At 67.8% G+C, this 15,824-nt stretch carries 13 protein-coding genes; 6 read left to right on the top strand and 7 right to left on the bottom strand.

The annotated features are described in order from the left end of the window. Positions 1-157 precede the first annotated feature (157 nt). Positions 158-3,160: a UPF0182 family protein gene (locus F3087_RS15140; protein WP_191093963.1), complete on the bottom strand. Its 3,003-nt coding sequence runs from the start codon at positions 3,158-3,160 to the stop codon at positions 158-160. Between the two features lie 191 nt (positions 3,161-3,351). Between F3087_RS15140 and F3087_RS15135 the strand changes: the two genes are divergently transcribed. Then, entirely contained in the window at positions 3,352-3,951 is a 600-nt protein-coding gene (locus F3087_RS15135; protein WP_396897552.1) for a PPA1309 family protein, read from the top strand. Between the two features lie 6 nt (positions 3,952-3,957). Here F3087_RS15135 and F3087_RS15130 read toward each other — a convergent pair whose 3' ends face one another. Beyond that, a complete protein-coding gene (locus tag F3087_RS15130) occupies positions 3,958-4,983 on the bottom strand; it encodes a YlbL family protein (protein ID WP_191093962.1) in 1,026 nt (341 codons plus the stop codon). A gap of 126 nt (positions 4,984-5,109) precedes the next feature. On the opposite strand from F3087_RS15130, the gene F3087_RS15125 reads away from it, so the two are divergent. From F3087_RS15125 to F3087_RS15110, 4 genes are all read left to right on the top strand, one after another. Beyond that, the gene (locus tag F3087_RS15125) at positions 5,110-6,516 is read left to right on the top strand and encodes a zinc-dependent metalloprotease (RefSeq protein ID WP_150402530.1); all 1,407 of its coding nucleotides are present in this window, start codon (positions 5,110-5,112) and stop codon (positions 6,514-6,516) included. A gap of 86 nt (positions 6,517-6,602) precedes the next feature. Beyond that, on the top strand, positions 6,603-7,508 hold the full coding sequence (locus tag F3087_RS15120; protein ID WP_150402529.1) for a hypothetical protein: 906 nt from the start codon (positions 6,603-6,605) through the stop codon (positions 7,506-7,508). 77 nt (positions 7,509-7,585) lie between these two features. Continuing rightward, entirely contained in the window at positions 7,586-8,929 is a 1,344-nt protein-coding gene (locus F3087_RS15115) for an ABC1 kinase family protein (RefSeq protein WP_150402528.1), read from the top strand. Positions 8,930-9,040: 111 nt separating this feature from the next. After that, entirely contained in the window at positions 9,041-9,460 is a 420-nt protein-coding gene (locus F3087_RS15110; protein WP_191093961.1) for an SSI family serine proteinase inhibitor, read from the top strand. Here the strand turns inward: F3087_RS15110 and F3087_RS15105 are convergent. Together F3087_RS15105 and F3087_RS15100 are read right to left on the bottom strand one after the other, a co-directional pair. Beyond that, positions 9,397-10,749 (bottom strand): uracil-xanthine permease family protein, encoded by a 1,353-nt coding sequence (locus tag F3087_RS15105; protein ID WP_150402526.1) that lies wholly within the window; start codon positions 10,747-10,749, stop codon positions 9,397-9,399. The genes F3087_RS15110 and F3087_RS15105 overlap by 64 nt on opposite strands. After that, the gene (locus tag F3087_RS15100) at positions 10,740-11,834 is read right to left on the bottom strand and encodes an aryl-sulfate sulfotransferase (protein WP_150402525.1); all 1,095 of its coding nucleotides are present in this window, start codon (positions 11,832-11,834) and stop codon (positions 10,740-10,742) included. Before F3087_RS15100 ends, F3087_RS15105 begins: the two co-directional genes overlap by 10 nt. 143 nt (positions 11,835-11,977) lie before the next feature. On the opposite strand from F3087_RS15100, the gene F3087_RS15095 reads away from it, so the two are divergent. Next, on the top strand, positions 11,978-12,586 hold the full coding sequence (locus tag F3087_RS15095) for a helix-turn-helix domain-containing protein (protein ID WP_223885074.1): 609 nt from the start codon (positions 11,978-11,980) through the stop codon (positions 12,584-12,586). A gap of 142 nt (positions 12,587-12,728) precedes the next feature. Here the strand turns inward: F3087_RS15095 and F3087_RS15090 are convergent, their stop codons facing one another. From F3087_RS15090 to F3087_RS15080, 3 genes are all read right to left on the bottom strand, one after another. After that, a complete protein-coding gene (locus F3087_RS15090; protein WP_375912830.1) occupies positions 12,729-13,052 on the bottom strand; it encodes a WhiB family transcriptional regulator in 324 nt (107 codons plus the stop codon). 137 nt (positions 13,053-13,189) lie between these two features. Continuing rightward, entirely contained in the window at positions 13,190-13,522 is a 333-nt protein-coding gene (locus F3087_RS15085) for a hypothetical protein (RefSeq protein ID WP_150402524.1), read from the bottom strand. Between the two features lie 111 nt (positions 13,523-13,633). Then, the gene (locus tag F3087_RS15080) at positions 13,634-15,805 is read right to left on the bottom strand and encodes an ATP-dependent DNA helicase UvrD2 (RefSeq protein WP_396897563.1); all 2,172 of its coding nucleotides are present in this window, start codon (positions 15,803-15,805) and stop codon (positions 13,634-13,636) included. Between the last annotated feature and the right edge of the window lie 19 nt (positions 15,806-15,824).

Below are 15,824 nucleotides of genomic sequence, written 5' to 3'. Positions count from 1 at the left end.
TCCGGGGAATACCGTGCTTGAATTCGTTTTGCTACCGAAGTTCTACTCACCGCGAATAGCTTGCTAATAGCATTCGAGGCCGGAAAACCCTTTACCGTAACGAAATACGCCGCCAGCTCCATGCTGGCGGCGTATTTCGTTCAGTTACCGACGGTGGCTAGCGCCCTGCGTCCTGGTACGCCTTGACCGCGGCGTCCAGCTCGTCGAGTGCTCGGCCGAAATCCTGGAAGTTGCCCGTGCGCATGGCATTACGCACGTTCTCGATCTTCTGGTTCAGCGCCGCGGCCGCGGCATCCTTGGCCGCGGACGAACCGGCCGGCGGCGGGGTGCCCGTGTTCGGCGGCGGAGTACCGGTGTTCGGCGGCGGGGTGCTGGTCTCCGCCGGCGGCGTGGGCACCGAACCCGGACGCGGTCGAGTACCCGAGTCGCCACCGAAAGGCGTTGCCAGCGCGCCACTTCCGGGCAGCACCTGGTTCAGCGCCTCGGCCAGGGTCGAGGCGTAACCGACCTTCACGCTGCCCGCGTCGTCCCGGTAACTCACCAGCACGCGCAGCAGCTGCGGGAAGGTCGCGGTGTTCGCTCCGGTATTGCGTTCGTTGTAGAACGGCTCCACGTAGAGGATTCCGCCGTCGGCGATCGGCAGGGTCAGCAGATTGCCATATTTGATCTTGTTCGAGTTGGACAGCAGCGTCTTCTCCCGCGAGACCTCCGGCGCTGTCGTCATCCGGTTCTGGGTCTGCTGCGGGCCGAGCGTCTGCGTATCGGTCGGCAATCGCAAGATGGTGAACTTGCCGTAATCGTCCGGATCCGACCGCACCGAGATGTAGGCCGACAGGAATTGCCGGTTGTAGCCGACCATCGCGCTGGTCAGATTGAAGACCGGCTTGTTCCCGCCCTTCGGATCGCCCAGCAGCACGTAGTACGGCGGCTGGTTGGCCGGCGCCCCGCCGTCGATCGTCGGGTCGGCGGCCACGGACCAGAAGGCGTTGTTGGTGAAGAACTCACGCGGATCGTCGACGTGGTACTTGGTCAACATCTCGCGCTGCACCTTGAACAGGTCTTCCGGATAACGGAAGTGCGCGCGCAGCTCCGGGGTGATCGCGCTCTCCGGCTCGACCGCCCCGGGGAACACCCCGCGCCAGGCCTTCAGCACCGGATCCTTCGAATCCACCTCGTACAGCTTCACCGTGCCGTCGTAGGCATCCACGGTGGCCTTGACCGAGTTACGGATGTAGCTGACCTGCTTGCGCGGCAGCAGCCTGCCGGTCTTCTTGTCGATGCTGTCCTCGACCCCGTCCAGCGAGGTCTTCTGCGCGTACGGGTAGTCGTCGAGCGTCGTGTAGGCGTCGACGATCCACTGGATGCGCCCGTTCACGACCGCCGGGTAGGCGTTGCCGTCGGTGGTCAGCCAGGGCGCGACCTTCTGCACGCGCTCGCGCGGATCGCGGTTGAAGATGATCTTGGAGTCGTCGCCGATGGCCGAGGAGAACAGGATGTTGCGCTCGGCGTACTTGGCGGCGAAGGCGAGCCGGTTGAACCAGTTGCCGATCGGCACGCCACCCTTGCCGTCATAGGTGAATTGCGCGGTGTCGGAATCGTATTCGCGCGGCCGCTGGGCATCCTTCGCGCCGACGATCGCGTAGTCCGGGCTGGCCTGCGAGATCACCTCGCCGAAATAGATGCGCGGCTGGTCGACCTTGATCCGCTGCTTGTCCGTCGGCGTGAACAGGTCGCTGACCATGAAGATCGGGTAGCCGCTGTCGCTGCTGCCCCCGGTCGCGTTCGGGTCGTCGGTCTGCGGCTTGTTGACCCGGTTGGCGGGCGCGGCGACGAAACCGTTGCCGTGCGTGTAGACGGTGTGCTGGTTGATCCAGTCCTTCTGGTTACCGCTCAACGCGGCCGGCGACAGCTCGCGGGCGGCCACGATGTAATCCTGCACATCGCCGTCGATGTTGTAGCGGTCGATGTCCAGCGACTCCGGGAAGCCGTAGAAGTTCTTCAGCTGACGCAGCTGAGTGAAGGTGGGCGACAGGATGTTCGGGTCGAGCAACCGGGCATTGCCGATGGTCTGCGCGTCGACCGGAACCTGCAGCGGGCTCTTGTTGCTCTCGCCCTTGTAATCCTGATACGTGATCTTGTCGTCGGTGATGCCGAACGCCTGCCTGGTCGCGGCGATATTGCGCTGGATGTATTCGCTTTCCTTGTCCGCGGCGTTCGGGCGCACGGAGAACTGCTCGACCACCAGCGGCCACACCGCGCCGACCAGGATCGAGGACAGCACCAGCAGCGCGGCGGCCATCGCGGGCACCCGCAGATCGCGCAGCACGATGCCGGCGAAGAAGGCGAGCGCGCAGATCACCGCGATGGACAACAGGATCAGCTTGGCCGGCAGCACCGCGTTGATATCGGTGAACGAACCGCCGGTGAAGGTGGGCTCCTTGCGGCTGCTCATCAGCAACTCGTAGCGGTCGAACCAGTAGGCGATCGCCTTGAGCAGCACGAAAAGCCCGGCGATCACGGCCAACTGGATGCGCGCGGCGCGGGTCAGCGTGCCCTCGCGGCCGCTGAGCCGCAGCCCGCCGAAGACGTAGTGCGTCACCAGGCTGGCGAAGAACGCGATGACCACCGCGACGAACAACCAGTTCAGGATCATCCGATAGAACGGCAGCTCGAACGCGTAGAAGCTGACGTCGAGATGGAACTGCGGGTCCTGCTCGCCGAACGAGCTGGTGTTCAGGAACAGATTGACGGTGACCCAATTCGATTGCGCCACCAGGCCGGACAGCAGGCCGAGCAGCACCGGGATGCCGACGCCGAACAGCCGCAGCCTGCTCATCACCGTGGTGCGGTAGCGCGCGATCGGATCGTTCGGACCGGCCACCGGCACGAACACCGGCCGGGACCGATAGGCGAGCAGCAACGCCAGCCAGACGACCACACCGACGAAAATAGCGACGCCGAGGAACAACAGGATCCGGGTCCGCAACACCGTGAGATACACGTTGCGGAAACCGACCTCGCCGAACCACAACCAGTTGGTATAGGTGTCGGTCAGTCGTGGACCGAGTAGCAGCAACGCCGCGAGGGCGATGGCCGCCAGCAGCAGTACGCGGCTGCGTCGGGAAAGCGAAGGTAAGCCGGTGGGGGGCCGCATGCCCACGATGCCACTCTCCAAGGTCCGGCGGCACTCGCGCCGATACGTCCGGCCGAGATGCCGCAGTCCGATGTTGCGGGTGGTCCTGTCGGACCGTCGGCCCCACTCTACGGAATCGGACACCGATGACACGCCCTGCCCAGTGAAGCAGCGGGTTTGTGGATTGCCCGCGCGGTTCGTTTGATTGGATGTTGACCGTGACCCCCGCAGATCTGCACGCCGAACTCGTCCTCGCCCGCTCCGTCCGCGAGGTCGCCGAATTCGTCGACGCCGAAGGATGGGGCAGACCGCCGCAGATGTTCGCGCTGGTGCCCACTGCCGACCTGGTCGCGGCCCAGCCCGAGCTGGTCGACGAGGTGGACGAGGCGGCCGAGCTGACTCCCGTTGCCCAGGAACTGTTTCCGGACGACATCACCGGCGGATCGGTGGCGCTCGACGACTTCCTCGCGACCACCAGCTGGCCGCCCGCCGTGCAGGGCTGCGTGCTGGTGCAGGAGATCGTGGTGCTGCCGCCGGACGCCGAATCCACCCTGGACGAGGCGCTGGTGCCGCTGCTCGCCGATCACGAGGCGGCCGACGCCGCCGCGCGCGCCGCCGCCGAGGCGCACCCGGATCGGCGCGAGGCGCGCCTGTTCGCCGCGGTGCTGCGCGAGGGCGCGTCGCTGTGCCTGCTGCAACTGCGTCCGGAGGAGGACGCCGACGACTTCGGCGACCTGGACCTGCGCACCTACCCGAACCTGGCGCCCAACCTCATCGACGCGCTGCACGCGACGCTGGAGTGGTCCGGGCTCGACTGACCTTGGTCAGCCGCAGCTGACCGGCTCCTTGCCCGCGTTGATGTCGTTGAGCGATTGCACAGCGCCGGTGAGGTTTTCGACCTTCACCAGGCGCAGCCCATCGGGCGTGCGCTGCTTGGCCTCGTTGCAGTTGGCGGCGGGGACCATGAAGGTCTCCGCGCCTGCCTCACGCGCGGCCATCATCTTGTACTGGATGCCGCCGATCGGCCCGACCTTGCCGTCCTGATCGATGGTGCCGGTGCCCGCGACGAACTTGCCGCCGTCCAGCTCGCCGGGGGTGAGCTTGTCGATCAGCGCGAGGCTGAACATCAGCCCGGCCGACGGGCCGCCGATGTCGGCGAGGTTGAAGTCCACCTGCAACGGCGGGCGCGCGCCCTCCCCCGGGGTCACGCCGAGGTAGCCCTTGTCCTTGTCGTCGGGCCGGGCGCCGAGGGTCACCTGCACGGTCTGCTCGGCGCTCTCCCGGCGCAACTGCACGGTCAGCTGCGCGCCGGGCGGCTGCGCGGACACGGCCGTCACCACGTCCTTCGGCGCGGCGATCGGCGCGCCGTTGATGCTGATGATCTCGTCGCCGGCCTTCAGCGCGTCCTTGGCCGGGCCGTCCTCGGCCACCTTGCGCAGCAGCACGACGGTCGGCATGTTCAGGTAGTGCAGCGAGGCGACCTCGGCGTTGCTCTCGGAATCCTTGAAGTCCTGCTGGTTGGACTTGTCGATCTCGTCCCGCGACACCCCGGGCGGATAGACCTCGGCGCGCGGCACCAGGCCGTGCTTGCCGCTCACCCAGAAGCCGAATGCCTCGAAGATGCTCAACCCGTCGCGCACCGACACGGTGGTCATGTTGAGGTGGCCGGTGGTCTGGTCCACCTCGGCGCCGCGGACGTCGACGACCTCCTTGCCGTCGACCTTGCCGAGCGTGTTGAAGGTGGGGCCGGGGCCGAGTGCGACGAACGGCACAGTCAGCACGGTGCCGAGCGCGCCGAGCACGAGCACCGGGATCAGAGCGGCCACCAGGGTGAGGATCCGACGATTCACCTGGACCACAGTAGTGATGGCCGCCGTGCGCGGACGGCAGAGGCGGACATTCGGCGCTCCCGCGCGTCCCCGATTTCGCGCCGCGCGAACATCAACTGCCTGCACTACACGCGTAACGTGAAGCATATGAGTGACGTCCCCTTCGGATTTTCGAACCGCGACGACGACGACCGCAAGCGCGGTGACGAGCCGGGCGGTCCCGAGTCGAACAACCCGTTCGGAGTGGGTGGACCCGGCGGCGGTTTCGATCCGTCCCAGCTCGGCCAGATGCTGACCTCGCTCGGTCAGATGCTCAGCGGCATCGGGCAGCCGGGTTCGGCGCAGTCCGGCCCGGTGAACTACGACGTCGCCAAGCGCCTGGCCCGCCAGCAGCTCGGGGCGAGCGTGACCCCGGTGTCGGCGAAGACCGCGAGCGCGGTCACCGATGCCGCGCACCTCGCCGAGCTGTGGCTCGACGGCGCGACCACGTTGCCCGCGGGCGCGAGCAAGACCGTCGCGTGGACCGCCAACGACTGGATCGAAGAGACCCTGTCCACCTGGCAGCGGCTGTGCGACCCGGTGGCCCAGCAGATCTCGGGCATGTGGACCGCGTCGCTGCCCGAGGAAGCCAAGGAGTTCGCGGCGCCGATGGTCGGCATGCTCGGGCAGATGGGCGGGCTCGCCTTCGGTTCGCAGCTCGGCCAGGCGCTCGGCCAGCTCGCCAAGGAGGTGCTGACCTCCACCGACATCGGCCTGCCGCTCGGACCGTCCGGCACCGCCGCCCTGCTGCCCGCGGCGATCGCGGACTTCAGCGCGGGCCTGGAGCAGCCGGAGAGCGAGATCATGGTGTTCCTGGCGGCCAGGGAGGCCGCGCATCAGCGGCTGTTCGGGCACGTGCCGTGGCTGCGTCAGCAAGTGCTGGCCGCGGTCGAGGACTACGCGCGCGGCATCCGGATGGACTTCTCCGCGCTGGAGGAGGCGGCCCAGGGCATCGATCCGTCGGCGCTGACCGATCCGGGCAAGCTCGAGGAGATCCTGTCCCAGGGTGCGTTCGAGCCGCAGACCACGCCGGAGCAGAAGCAGGCGCTGGAACGGCTGGAGACCTTGCTCGCGCTGATCGAGGGCTGGGTGGAGGTCGTGGTCACCGATGCCGTCGGCGATCGGTTGCCCGGCGCGGGCGCGCTGGCCGAGACGTTGCGCCGCCGCCGTGCCACCGGCGGACCGGCGGAGCAGACGTTCGCGACCCTGGTCGGGCTGGAGCTGCGGCCGCGCAAGCTGCGCGAGGCCGCCGCGCTGTGGCGCAGGCTCACCAGCGACGCGGGCATGGAGAAGCGCGACGGCGTCTGGGCGCACCCGGACCTGCTGCCCGACTCCAACGACCTGGACTCCCCCGCCGGTTTCATCGATTCGGTGATCGGCGGCGGCACCACCGCGTTCGACGATCCGCTGGCACAGCTGGCGGAGACCGAGGCGCGGGAAAAGGCCGAGCGCGACAAGGCCGCCGGCGAACAGTCCGGGCCCGACCTGGGCAAGGACAGCGGCCCGTCCGCCTGATTGTCCTGTTGGTAGCGACGAATCCCTGTGGATAACTACGGGATTCGTCGCTTTTTCAGTTTCGCGGGTTGCGCATACTGCCGGGCATGACATCACTGTGCCGTGGTCCGATGCTGCCCCCGCAGCTCACCGTGCTGGTGCGCCCGTCCGGCGTCGTGCAACTCGGCTGGCATCCCGAGACCGCGGTGCTGCTCGACGCCGCCGGGCTCGACGCCGACACCGTGCTCGCCTTCCTCCGGCTGCTGGACGGGACCCAGTCCCGGCCCCAGATCGTCTGGCGCGCAGGCGAATGCGGCATCGAGCCGGATCACGCGATGGCGCTGCTCGACGTCCTCGACCAGGCCGGGCTGCTCGACCACCCCGACGATCGCAGCGGGCGGATCCGGTCGGTGCGGGTGCACGGGCTCGGCCCGCTGTCCGACGCGGTCGCCACCGGACTGCGCAAACTCGGTGTCCGGCCGAGCCGTTCGCGCGACTACCGGCCGCACGCGGCGCCGGTGTCCGGCTGGCGGGCCGACCTGGTGGTGCTGGCCGACACGATGGTCACCGACCCGCGCCTGATCGAGGATCTGGTGCAGCACCGGGTCGCGCATCTGCCGGTCCGGATCCGCGACGGCCGCGGGGTGATCGGCCCGCTCGTGCTGCCCGGTGCGACCAGCTGCCTGCGCTGTGCCGATCTGCTGCGCGCGGACAACGACGCGGACTGGCCGCATCTGGCCGCGCAGTTGCTGGGCCGGGTCGGGCACGCGTCGCCGGCCAAGATCGCGGCCATCGCCGCCCTCGCGGTCAGCGAGGTGGACGACATCCTCGCCCTGTCCACCCGCCGGTCGCTGGCCACTTTGGACACGACGCTCGAGTTCGACCCGGCCACGCACCGGCTCGGCCGGCGGCAGTGGCCGCGGCACGCGGACTGCGGCTGCCGGCGAATTCCCGCTGGTCTCACCGCATGTCGGGCTCGCTCGCGAACACCGCCGCAGGAGCCGGACAAGTGATCGGGGTCACTGCCGCCGGCGGCGGCGATTCAAGATTGCCATGGCTAAGAACCGGTTCCTTCCGCCATGATGGGTACGTGTCTGAGATTGTGCGCCGCCGCTCATCCCGTAACGCCAAGTTGGCCAAGATTCCGCTCGGCATCGCCGGTCGGGCCGCCGTGGGGTTCGGGAAGAAGCTGGCCGGCGGCGACAAGTCCGAGATCAACGCACAGCTGAACCAAAAGGCCGCTGAGCAGCTGTTCACCGTGCTCGGTGAGCTCAAGGGCGGCGCGATGAAGTTCGGGCAGGCGCTCAGCGTGATGGAGGCCGCGGTCCCCGAGGAGTTCGGCGAGCACTATCGCGAGGCGCTGACCAAGTTGCAGGCCGCCGCACCGCCGATGCCGGCCGAGACCGTGCACCGGGTGCTGGACCAGCAGCTGGGTACCCAGTGGCGGCAGCGGTTCCAGGAGTTCGACGACAATCCGGCCGCGTCGGCCAGCATCGGCCAGGTGCACAAGGCGGTGTGGTCGGACGGGCGCACGGTCGCGGTGAAGGTGCAGTACCCCGGCGCGGACGAGGCGCTGCGCGCGGACCTCAAGACGCTGAACCGGATGACCGGGCTGCTCGCCTCGGTCATCCCGGGCGCCGACGTGAAGCCGATCCTCGCCGAGATCACCGAACGCACCGAGGAAGAGCTGGACTATCGCAACGAGGCGGCCAACCAGCGCGCCTTCGCCAAGGGTTTCGACGGGCACCAGGAGATCGTGGTGCCCAAGGTGGTGGCCAGCGCGCCGAAGGTGATCGTCACCGAATGGCTGGACGGCACCGCGGTGTCCTCGATCATCAAGGCCGGCGCCGAAGATCCGGAGGGCACCCGCGACCTGCGCAACCGGGTGGCGGGCCTGATGGGCCGCTTCCACTTCTCCTCCCCCGAGACCGTCGGCCTGCTGCATGCCGATCCGCACCCGGGCAACTTCATGATGCTGGCCGACGGCAAGCTCGCCGTCATCGACTTCGGCGCCTGTGCGCCGATGCCGAACGGCTTCCCGGTGGTGCTCGGCCGGATGCTCGCGCTCTCGGTCGAGGAGCGGTTCGAGGAACTCACCGAGCTCATGTACGACAACGGCTGGGTCATCCCCGGCCGCACGGTCACGGACAAGGAGATCGCCGACTACCTGCGTCCGTTCACCGATCCGATCAAGTCCGACTCGTTCCACTTCACCCGCCGGTGGATGCAGCGGGTCGCGGGCAAGGCCTCCGACATCTCCAGCCAGGAGATGAAAACCGCACGCGCCCTGCAACTCCCGGCCGAATACGTGATGATCTTCCGGGTGCTCGGCGGCTCCGTCGGCATTCTCGCCCAGCTCGACGCCGAACTGCCGTTCATGGAACTGGTCCGCACCTGGATGCCGGGCTTCCGCGAGGAGCGCACCGCCAGCTGACCGGCGCCCGTTTCTGACCGAGCCGCGTGCGCCCAATTGCGGAGGGCGGAATGGTTGGTCGACTAGCCTCGGCTCAGGTCGGATCGGCTCCGTCGACGAAGGGTGATGACCATGTCGTGCACCGGTCGGGTTATCGGCGTTTCGATCGCTGCGGCGGTGACGTTCGGGGCCGCGATGGTCGCGCCGGTCGGCGCGACGGCCGAGGTGGACGGGCAGTCGGTGGTGTCGTTGTCGGTGGGGCCGGGGGTGTCGGTCGAGGTGGTGGACAAGCGGACCGTCAGCTTGATCTGCGCGCCCACGGTCGGCGGGACGCATCCGAAAGCCGAGCAAGCCTGTCAGAACCTGGTGGCGGCGGACGGCAATATCCGGGCGCTGGCCGATTTCACCGTGCCGCCGCTGTGTTCAGCCGACTTCGATCCGGTGGTCGCGACCATAGACGGGGTGTGGCGCGGCAAGCCGATCTCCGATCACGGCTTCTTCTCCAATGTTTGTGTGTTGCGGGCTACCACGGTGTCGGTGTTCGACTTCTGACGCAGACGGGCAGCGAACACGAGGTGCACGAGCACGCCGACGACGGCCGTCATCGTCACTCCGCTGCCGAGCAGCAGGCGTAGATCCGTGGGAAACCCGCGGTAGATGCCGGGGATGAGGATCGGGAGCAGACCCGCGGTCAAAGCCGCTGTGGCGGTGAGCAGTACGGGGTCGGCGGCGAGGTCGACCTCGCGGAACATGCCGAGGCCCGCGGTGATGATCATGGCGAAGGTGATGGCCGCCGTGCCGCCGATGACCGGGCCGGGAAGCGAATTCACCAGGCGGCCGATCGGGGCGAGGAAGGCCGCGACGAGCAGCAGCGCGCCGGTGATGGCAGTGACGTAGCGGCTGCGGATGTTGGTCAGGCGGATCAGCCCGATGTTCTCGCCGCTGGTGACCATGGTCGGTCCGCCGAAAAGGCCGGACAGCAGCGAGGTTACGGCGTCCCCGCGAATCGTGCGGCCGACGGTGACCGGAGTGTCGATCTGCTTGTCCACAATCTTCGCGTTGAGCACGGTCTGACCGGTCGCCTCGGCCATCGAGCCAATGCTGAACACCAGCAACGGAATTGCGGCGAGCAGATCGAAATGCGGTGTCCCGAACAGGAACAGGTCGGGCGCCTGCGCAAGCGCGGAACCCGATTGCAGATGGAACTGCCCCAGGCTCGCCGCGACGGCGCTGCCCACCGCCATGCCGAGCAGCACGGACAAACGACGCCAGCCGGTCGGCAGCACTCGATAGGCCAGCACGGTCGCCCCAATGGTGATGGCGGCCAAGGCAACCGAACGCACCGGAGACGGATCGTCGGGCGTGGTGATCAGATTGCCCGCGACCTTCACCAGGTTGATGCCGATGACCACGATCATGCTGGCGATGACCACGGCGGGCAGGCGCGTGACCAGCCGCCGGGCCAGCGGCACCAGCACGATCCCGGCCAGCGCGGTGATGATCACCGCGCCGCTCGCGGTGGCCGGATCCGATTCCTGCGCGATCTGGATGAACAGCACCACGGCCGCACCACCGGGCAGCATGACGAACGGCAGCCCGGCGCCGAGCCCGAACCGCCCACTGGATTGCAGAATCGTCCCGATGCCGCTGAAAAGCAAAGTGGCGCAGAGCAATGCGCGGGACTGCGCGTCATCCAGATGCAGGCTGCGGCTGATCAGCAGGACCGAGGTGATCGGCGTCGCGACCATCACGACCAGATGCTGCACCGCCGATGCGAGGGCGCGACCGGGCGGCGGGACCTCGTCGACCGGATGCACTGCCGGTCCATTGATCACAGCCACGGAACATCCTGATAGCGATAGGCACGGAAGATCGCATTGGAGATTCCCGGAAAGACCTGCGCGGTATCGGCATCCGGATACTCGGTGAACGACGGCACCACGTACTCCCAGCAGATCCGCTGCGCCGGAGTCACTTCGAAGATGCGGCCGAACGCGGCCTCGGTGATCAGCGTATTGCCGTTGGGCAGCCGCTGCGCGCCACCCATGAACGGGGTGAAGAATGCCTCGCGCGGCGAATCCTGGTAAGTCCAGGCGATTTCGCCGGTGGCGCGGTCGATTTCGACGATCCGGCTGTAGGTGACCGACTCGCCCGTGCGGAAGGTGCCGTTGTCGAACAGCAGGATATTGCCGTCGCCGGTCGGCGTCGCGTGATGCTGCTGGGCGACGGTCGAGCGATCGGCGAGGGTCGTGACCGCGCCGGTCCGGCGATCGATGGTGATCACCGCGGACACGCTGCGCAGGCTCGCCACGATGGTGTCGTCGTCCAGCGGATGTACGCTGTTGATCAGCGGCCAATGCTCGCGCCAGTAATGCGGTTGCAGCGCAAAGTCTTCCGGCGTCAGATGCTCGGCCGCACGCCACTCCCAGAGCAGGCTGCCGTCCGGCGCGACCTCCCGGACGACGTCCGACCAGACGATCCCGTCGGCCTCGGTGCCGGGTACCCCGCCCTGAATGCGCGCCGCGGCGGGACCGGCCAACGGCTCGACCCCGGTGTAGAGGATGCGCCCGTCGTCGTAATGGTGGGCGTCGTGATGCTGGAATTCGTCGCGATGCTCCGACAGCAGCGTCCCGTCCTGGTCATAGCGCCCCATCGATCCACCGCTGTATTTGCGCCACATCGCGAACAGCGGGGGCTGGGCCAGCGTCGCACCGTTGTAGGCGAGCGATCCGTCGGCGAGCAGCCGTGCGTGCCGGCCCGGCCGATACGGCAGCTTCCAGCGATGCACCACCTCGCCCGCGAGATCGACCAACTCGACCAGGCCGCGCCCGGCCAGCGGCGCATACAGCGTGTAACCGGGCGACGCCGCCGCCGCATCGATACCGATCAGCCCGGTACCCCGGCGCTTGAGGGTGTTCTGCTCCACCGATCCTCCTGAATATTCAGCTCCACTGAATATTCAGTACGCTAGAAGGCCCTGGAAGCATTGCGATCACCGTGATGTAAACACGAGGATTCAGTACCCGGCTGCTGAGAAGGTGCTGAAGCAACAAGAGAGGTTTTGGTTAGGTGCATCAGAACGGAAGCGACGACCAGGCGCGCTGGCCCGGGCTCGGCAACGTCGTGCACGACCGCAGGCGTGCGGCGCGACTGACGCTGGCTCAGCTGGCTGCGAAGACCGAATTGTCGCAGTCGTTTCTGAGCCAACTGGAAAACGGGCGGACCAACACGAGCCTGCGCTCGCTGCAACGCATCGCCGACGCGCTCAGCACCACGGCGACAGAACTATTGGCCGCGGCCGACAGCACGCCGGGCTCGGTGATCGTGCGGGCCGGCGAGGGCGTGCTCGAACAGGCCGAGCGGAACAACGACGGTTCGGTGCGCTCGCTGGTCCACGGACCGCGGGATCTGCGCGCACTCGAGTTCACCGGCGGAACCGGGCGGAGCGAGCGCGAATTCACGCATCAGAACGATGAATTGATCTACGTGGTCTCCGGGACCATCACGGTCGCCGCCAACGGCGAGCAGGTGACGCTGTCCACCGGAGACTCCTATTACTGCCCGTCGGGCGTGCGCCACCGCTGGTGGGCGCACGCCGACGACACCAGAACATTATTGCTCGCCGTTGCCGACGGGCTGACGGTCCGCCGGGCACCCCACGGGCCACGGCGAACCTGATACTTCCTGCACGACAACGCAAACGAGCCGCTCACCGGGCGACGGTGAGCGGTTCGTCTGCTTTCTCGTTCGTTGGCTCGGCCCATGTCAGGACCAACCGGATCGAGCACATCGACCGGAGGGAGGGAAGTCACTCCCGGTTTCATGCCGGGACCGCGACCTTGCGCGGACGTCCGCGCGGGCGCTTACGGGCGATGACGACCCCCTGATCGAAGATCTCGCCACCCCAGACACCCCACGGCTCACGCCGATCCATGGCTGCGGTCAAGCAGCCCTTCCGGATGGGGCAGCTGGCGCACAGCGCCTTGGCCTGCTCCAACTGGTTGGGGCTCTCGGCGAACCAGAGATCGGGATCTCCGGCTCGGCAAGGCACGGACTTGTTGCCCTCCCGGGTCCGAGTGGTCGGCGCCACGGTTCCGCATGTCACGTCAGTAGTGGCCTGAGGCCATTCCTGGGCGGTGAACACGTCGTTCTCCTTCAGCTCGTTGCAGCGGTTCGTTGTGTTGTCCGCGAAACCGGGGCCGGCTGGCTGAAGGGCCGAAAAGATTGGCCACGGTTTCGCGGTGTGCGATCCGTGGCCAGGAGGTCTGGGAGGGAAGTTCCCTACCTAGGTATTCGACATCTCTGTCGAGTCCTGATCACGATCGCTTGGTGTGCGGGACGGAGGCGTGTTGCCTGCAGATCCGCCGGCTCATAACCGGCTGCTGCGGCGACGTTGACGTCTGCCGTGTCGACGACAGACGGGTGCCAGCCACCGGCACTGGGCTTGTCCGAAATGAGGGTGCACATCGGGGCATGCGTGGGCGCGAGTTGCGCCTGCGTGCCGTACACACCGATTTCGGACAGACCGATCCCCTGCAAGGCGAGGATCCCCCGGGAGGCCGACATGGGTGAATTCACCGCAACGTCGATCGCATTGAAGAATTTGATGTTCACGTCTGCCTCCCTCCTAACTCGTTGTGTGTGTTTGAACTCTGCGCGCCGGGATAACCTCCCGGTGCGTAAAACCCACCATAGGCAAGTTCGCCGGGTGGTACAACCTATTTTCTACCTGCGGTTTTGGGGTCTTGCGCGCAACCGCGAAGCGATGATCGCGAGCACCTCGCCGCCGTACTGTTCGAGCTTCTTCTGCCCGATGCCCGCGATCGACCCCAGCGCGGCGTCGTCACCAGGGAGTTGTTCGGCGATCGCGGTCAACGTGGTGTCGGTGAACACCACGAATTCGCGCACCTGCAACGCCTCGGCCTTCTCCGCACGCCACTCCTGTAGCGCGATCAGAAGTTCGGCATCGAGCTCCGCCGGGCAACGACGACAGCGGCCAAGCATAGTCGCATAGGTACCGATCAGTGGCTTCGCACACACTCGGCAGGTCGGACGCATGCCTTTCGCCTCGACGACCGGCGTCGCGATCCGGGACGCGGGCGAATCGTCGGGGACGAGTCCGTTGAGGAATCGGGACCGGCGGCGGGTGCGGCGCTTGCCCTCGGCCCGGGCCAGCGCCCAGGACAGTTGGAGATGTTCGCGCGCGCGAGTCACCCCGACGTAGAGCAGCCGCCGCTCCTCCTCCAGCTTCGCCTCGTCGCCGACCGAGCCGTCGTCGGAGAGCACGTGCTGGATCGGCAGCGTGCCGTCGGCGACGCCGACCAGGAAGACCGCGTCCCACTCCAGGCCCTTGGCGGCGTGCAGCGACGCGAGCGTGACGCCCTGCACGGTCGGTGGGTGCCGCGCCTCGGTGCGGGCGGCCAGTTCGCGCAGCAGGCCGGGCAGGTCGAGTTTGTCGTCGTGCTCGACCAGGTCTTCGGTCAGCGTGACCAGTGCGACGAGCGAGGCCCATTTCTCCCGCGCCTGCGCGCCGACCGGTTCCTCCTTGGTCAGTCCCACCGGTGCCAGCACCGCGCGGACCAGCGTGACCAACGCGGTGCCGCTGCGCGCCTCGCCGGGCAGGTCGTCGCGCGACGCGGCCTGGCGCAACGCCGAGACGGCCTGCCTGACCTCGGCCCGGGAGAAGAATCCCTCGCCGCCGCGCACCTGGTAGGCGATGCCGCGCTCGGTCAGCGCCTGCTCATAACTCTCGGACTGAGCGTTGATCCGGTAGAGCACGGCGATCTCGGCCGCCGGCGTGCCCGCCTCGATCAGCCGCTGGATCGACTTGGCCACCGCGGCCGCCTCGGCGGGTCCGTCGTCGTATTCGGCGAACACCGGCTCCGGCCCGTCCGGCCGCTGGCCGATGAGCTGCAACCGGGTGCCCGCGATGCGGCCGCGCGCCACCCCGATCACCCGATTGGCCAGCGAGACCACCTGCGGGGTCGAGCGGTAGTCGCGTTCCAGCCGGATCACCGTGGCGTCCGGGAAGCGGCGGGAGAAGTCGAGCAGGTAGCCGGGGGTCGCGCCGGTGAACGAGTAGATCGTCTGGTTGGCGTCGCCGACCACGGTCAGATCGTCGCGCTCGCCGAGCCAGGCGTCGAGCACGCGCTGCTGCAACGGCGTGACGTCCTGATACTCGTCGACCACGAAACTGCGGTAGCGGCCGCGGAACTCGTCAGCCACCGCCGGATAGTCCTCCAGCGCCGCGGCGGTGTGCAGCAGCAGATCGTCGAAGTCGAGCAGCAGGCCGTCCGGGGTGGCCTTGAGCTTCTCGTAGCCCGCGTACACCTCGGCCACCCGCAGCGCGTCGTACGGCGTCTCGCGGCGCTGCTTGGCCACCGCCGCCGGATAGTCCTCGGGCGCGATGAGCGAGGCCTTCGCCCATTCGATCTCGCTGAGCAGGTCGCGCACGCTGTCGGTGGCCGAGGAGAGCCCGGCCCGGTTCGCCGCCTGGGCGACGATCGGGAACTTGCCGTCGATCAATCGCCACGGCACGTCGCCGACGATCTGCGGCCAGAAGTATTTGAGCTGCCGCAGCGCGGCCGCGTGGAAGGTGCGCGCCTGCACCTGGGTCGCGTCGCCGCCCAGACCGAGCGCGCGCAGCCGGTTGCGCAGCTCCCCCGCCGCCCGCGCGGTGAAGGTGACCGCGAGCACCTGGTCGGCCTTCACGTGCCCGGTGGACACCAGATGCGCGATGCGATGGGTGATCGTCCTGGTCTTGCCGGTGCCCGCCCCCGCGAGTACACACACCGGACCCCGGGGCGCGCGCACGGCGGCGGCCTGCTCGGGGTCGAGCGAATCCAGCTCGAGGCCGGTCGGTCGGTGTGTACTGGTTGACGACACGGCACCCATCATGACAGTGCCCGCCGACAAC

The organism is Nocardia colli, from assembly GCF_008704205.1.
Taxonomy (GTDB): Bacteria; Actinomycetota; Actinomycetes; order Mycobacteriales; family Mycobacteriaceae; genus Nocardia; species Nocardia colli.
The sequence above is the reverse complement of the archived record's forward strand: the minus strand, read 5'-3'. Positions and strand labels throughout refer to the sequence as shown.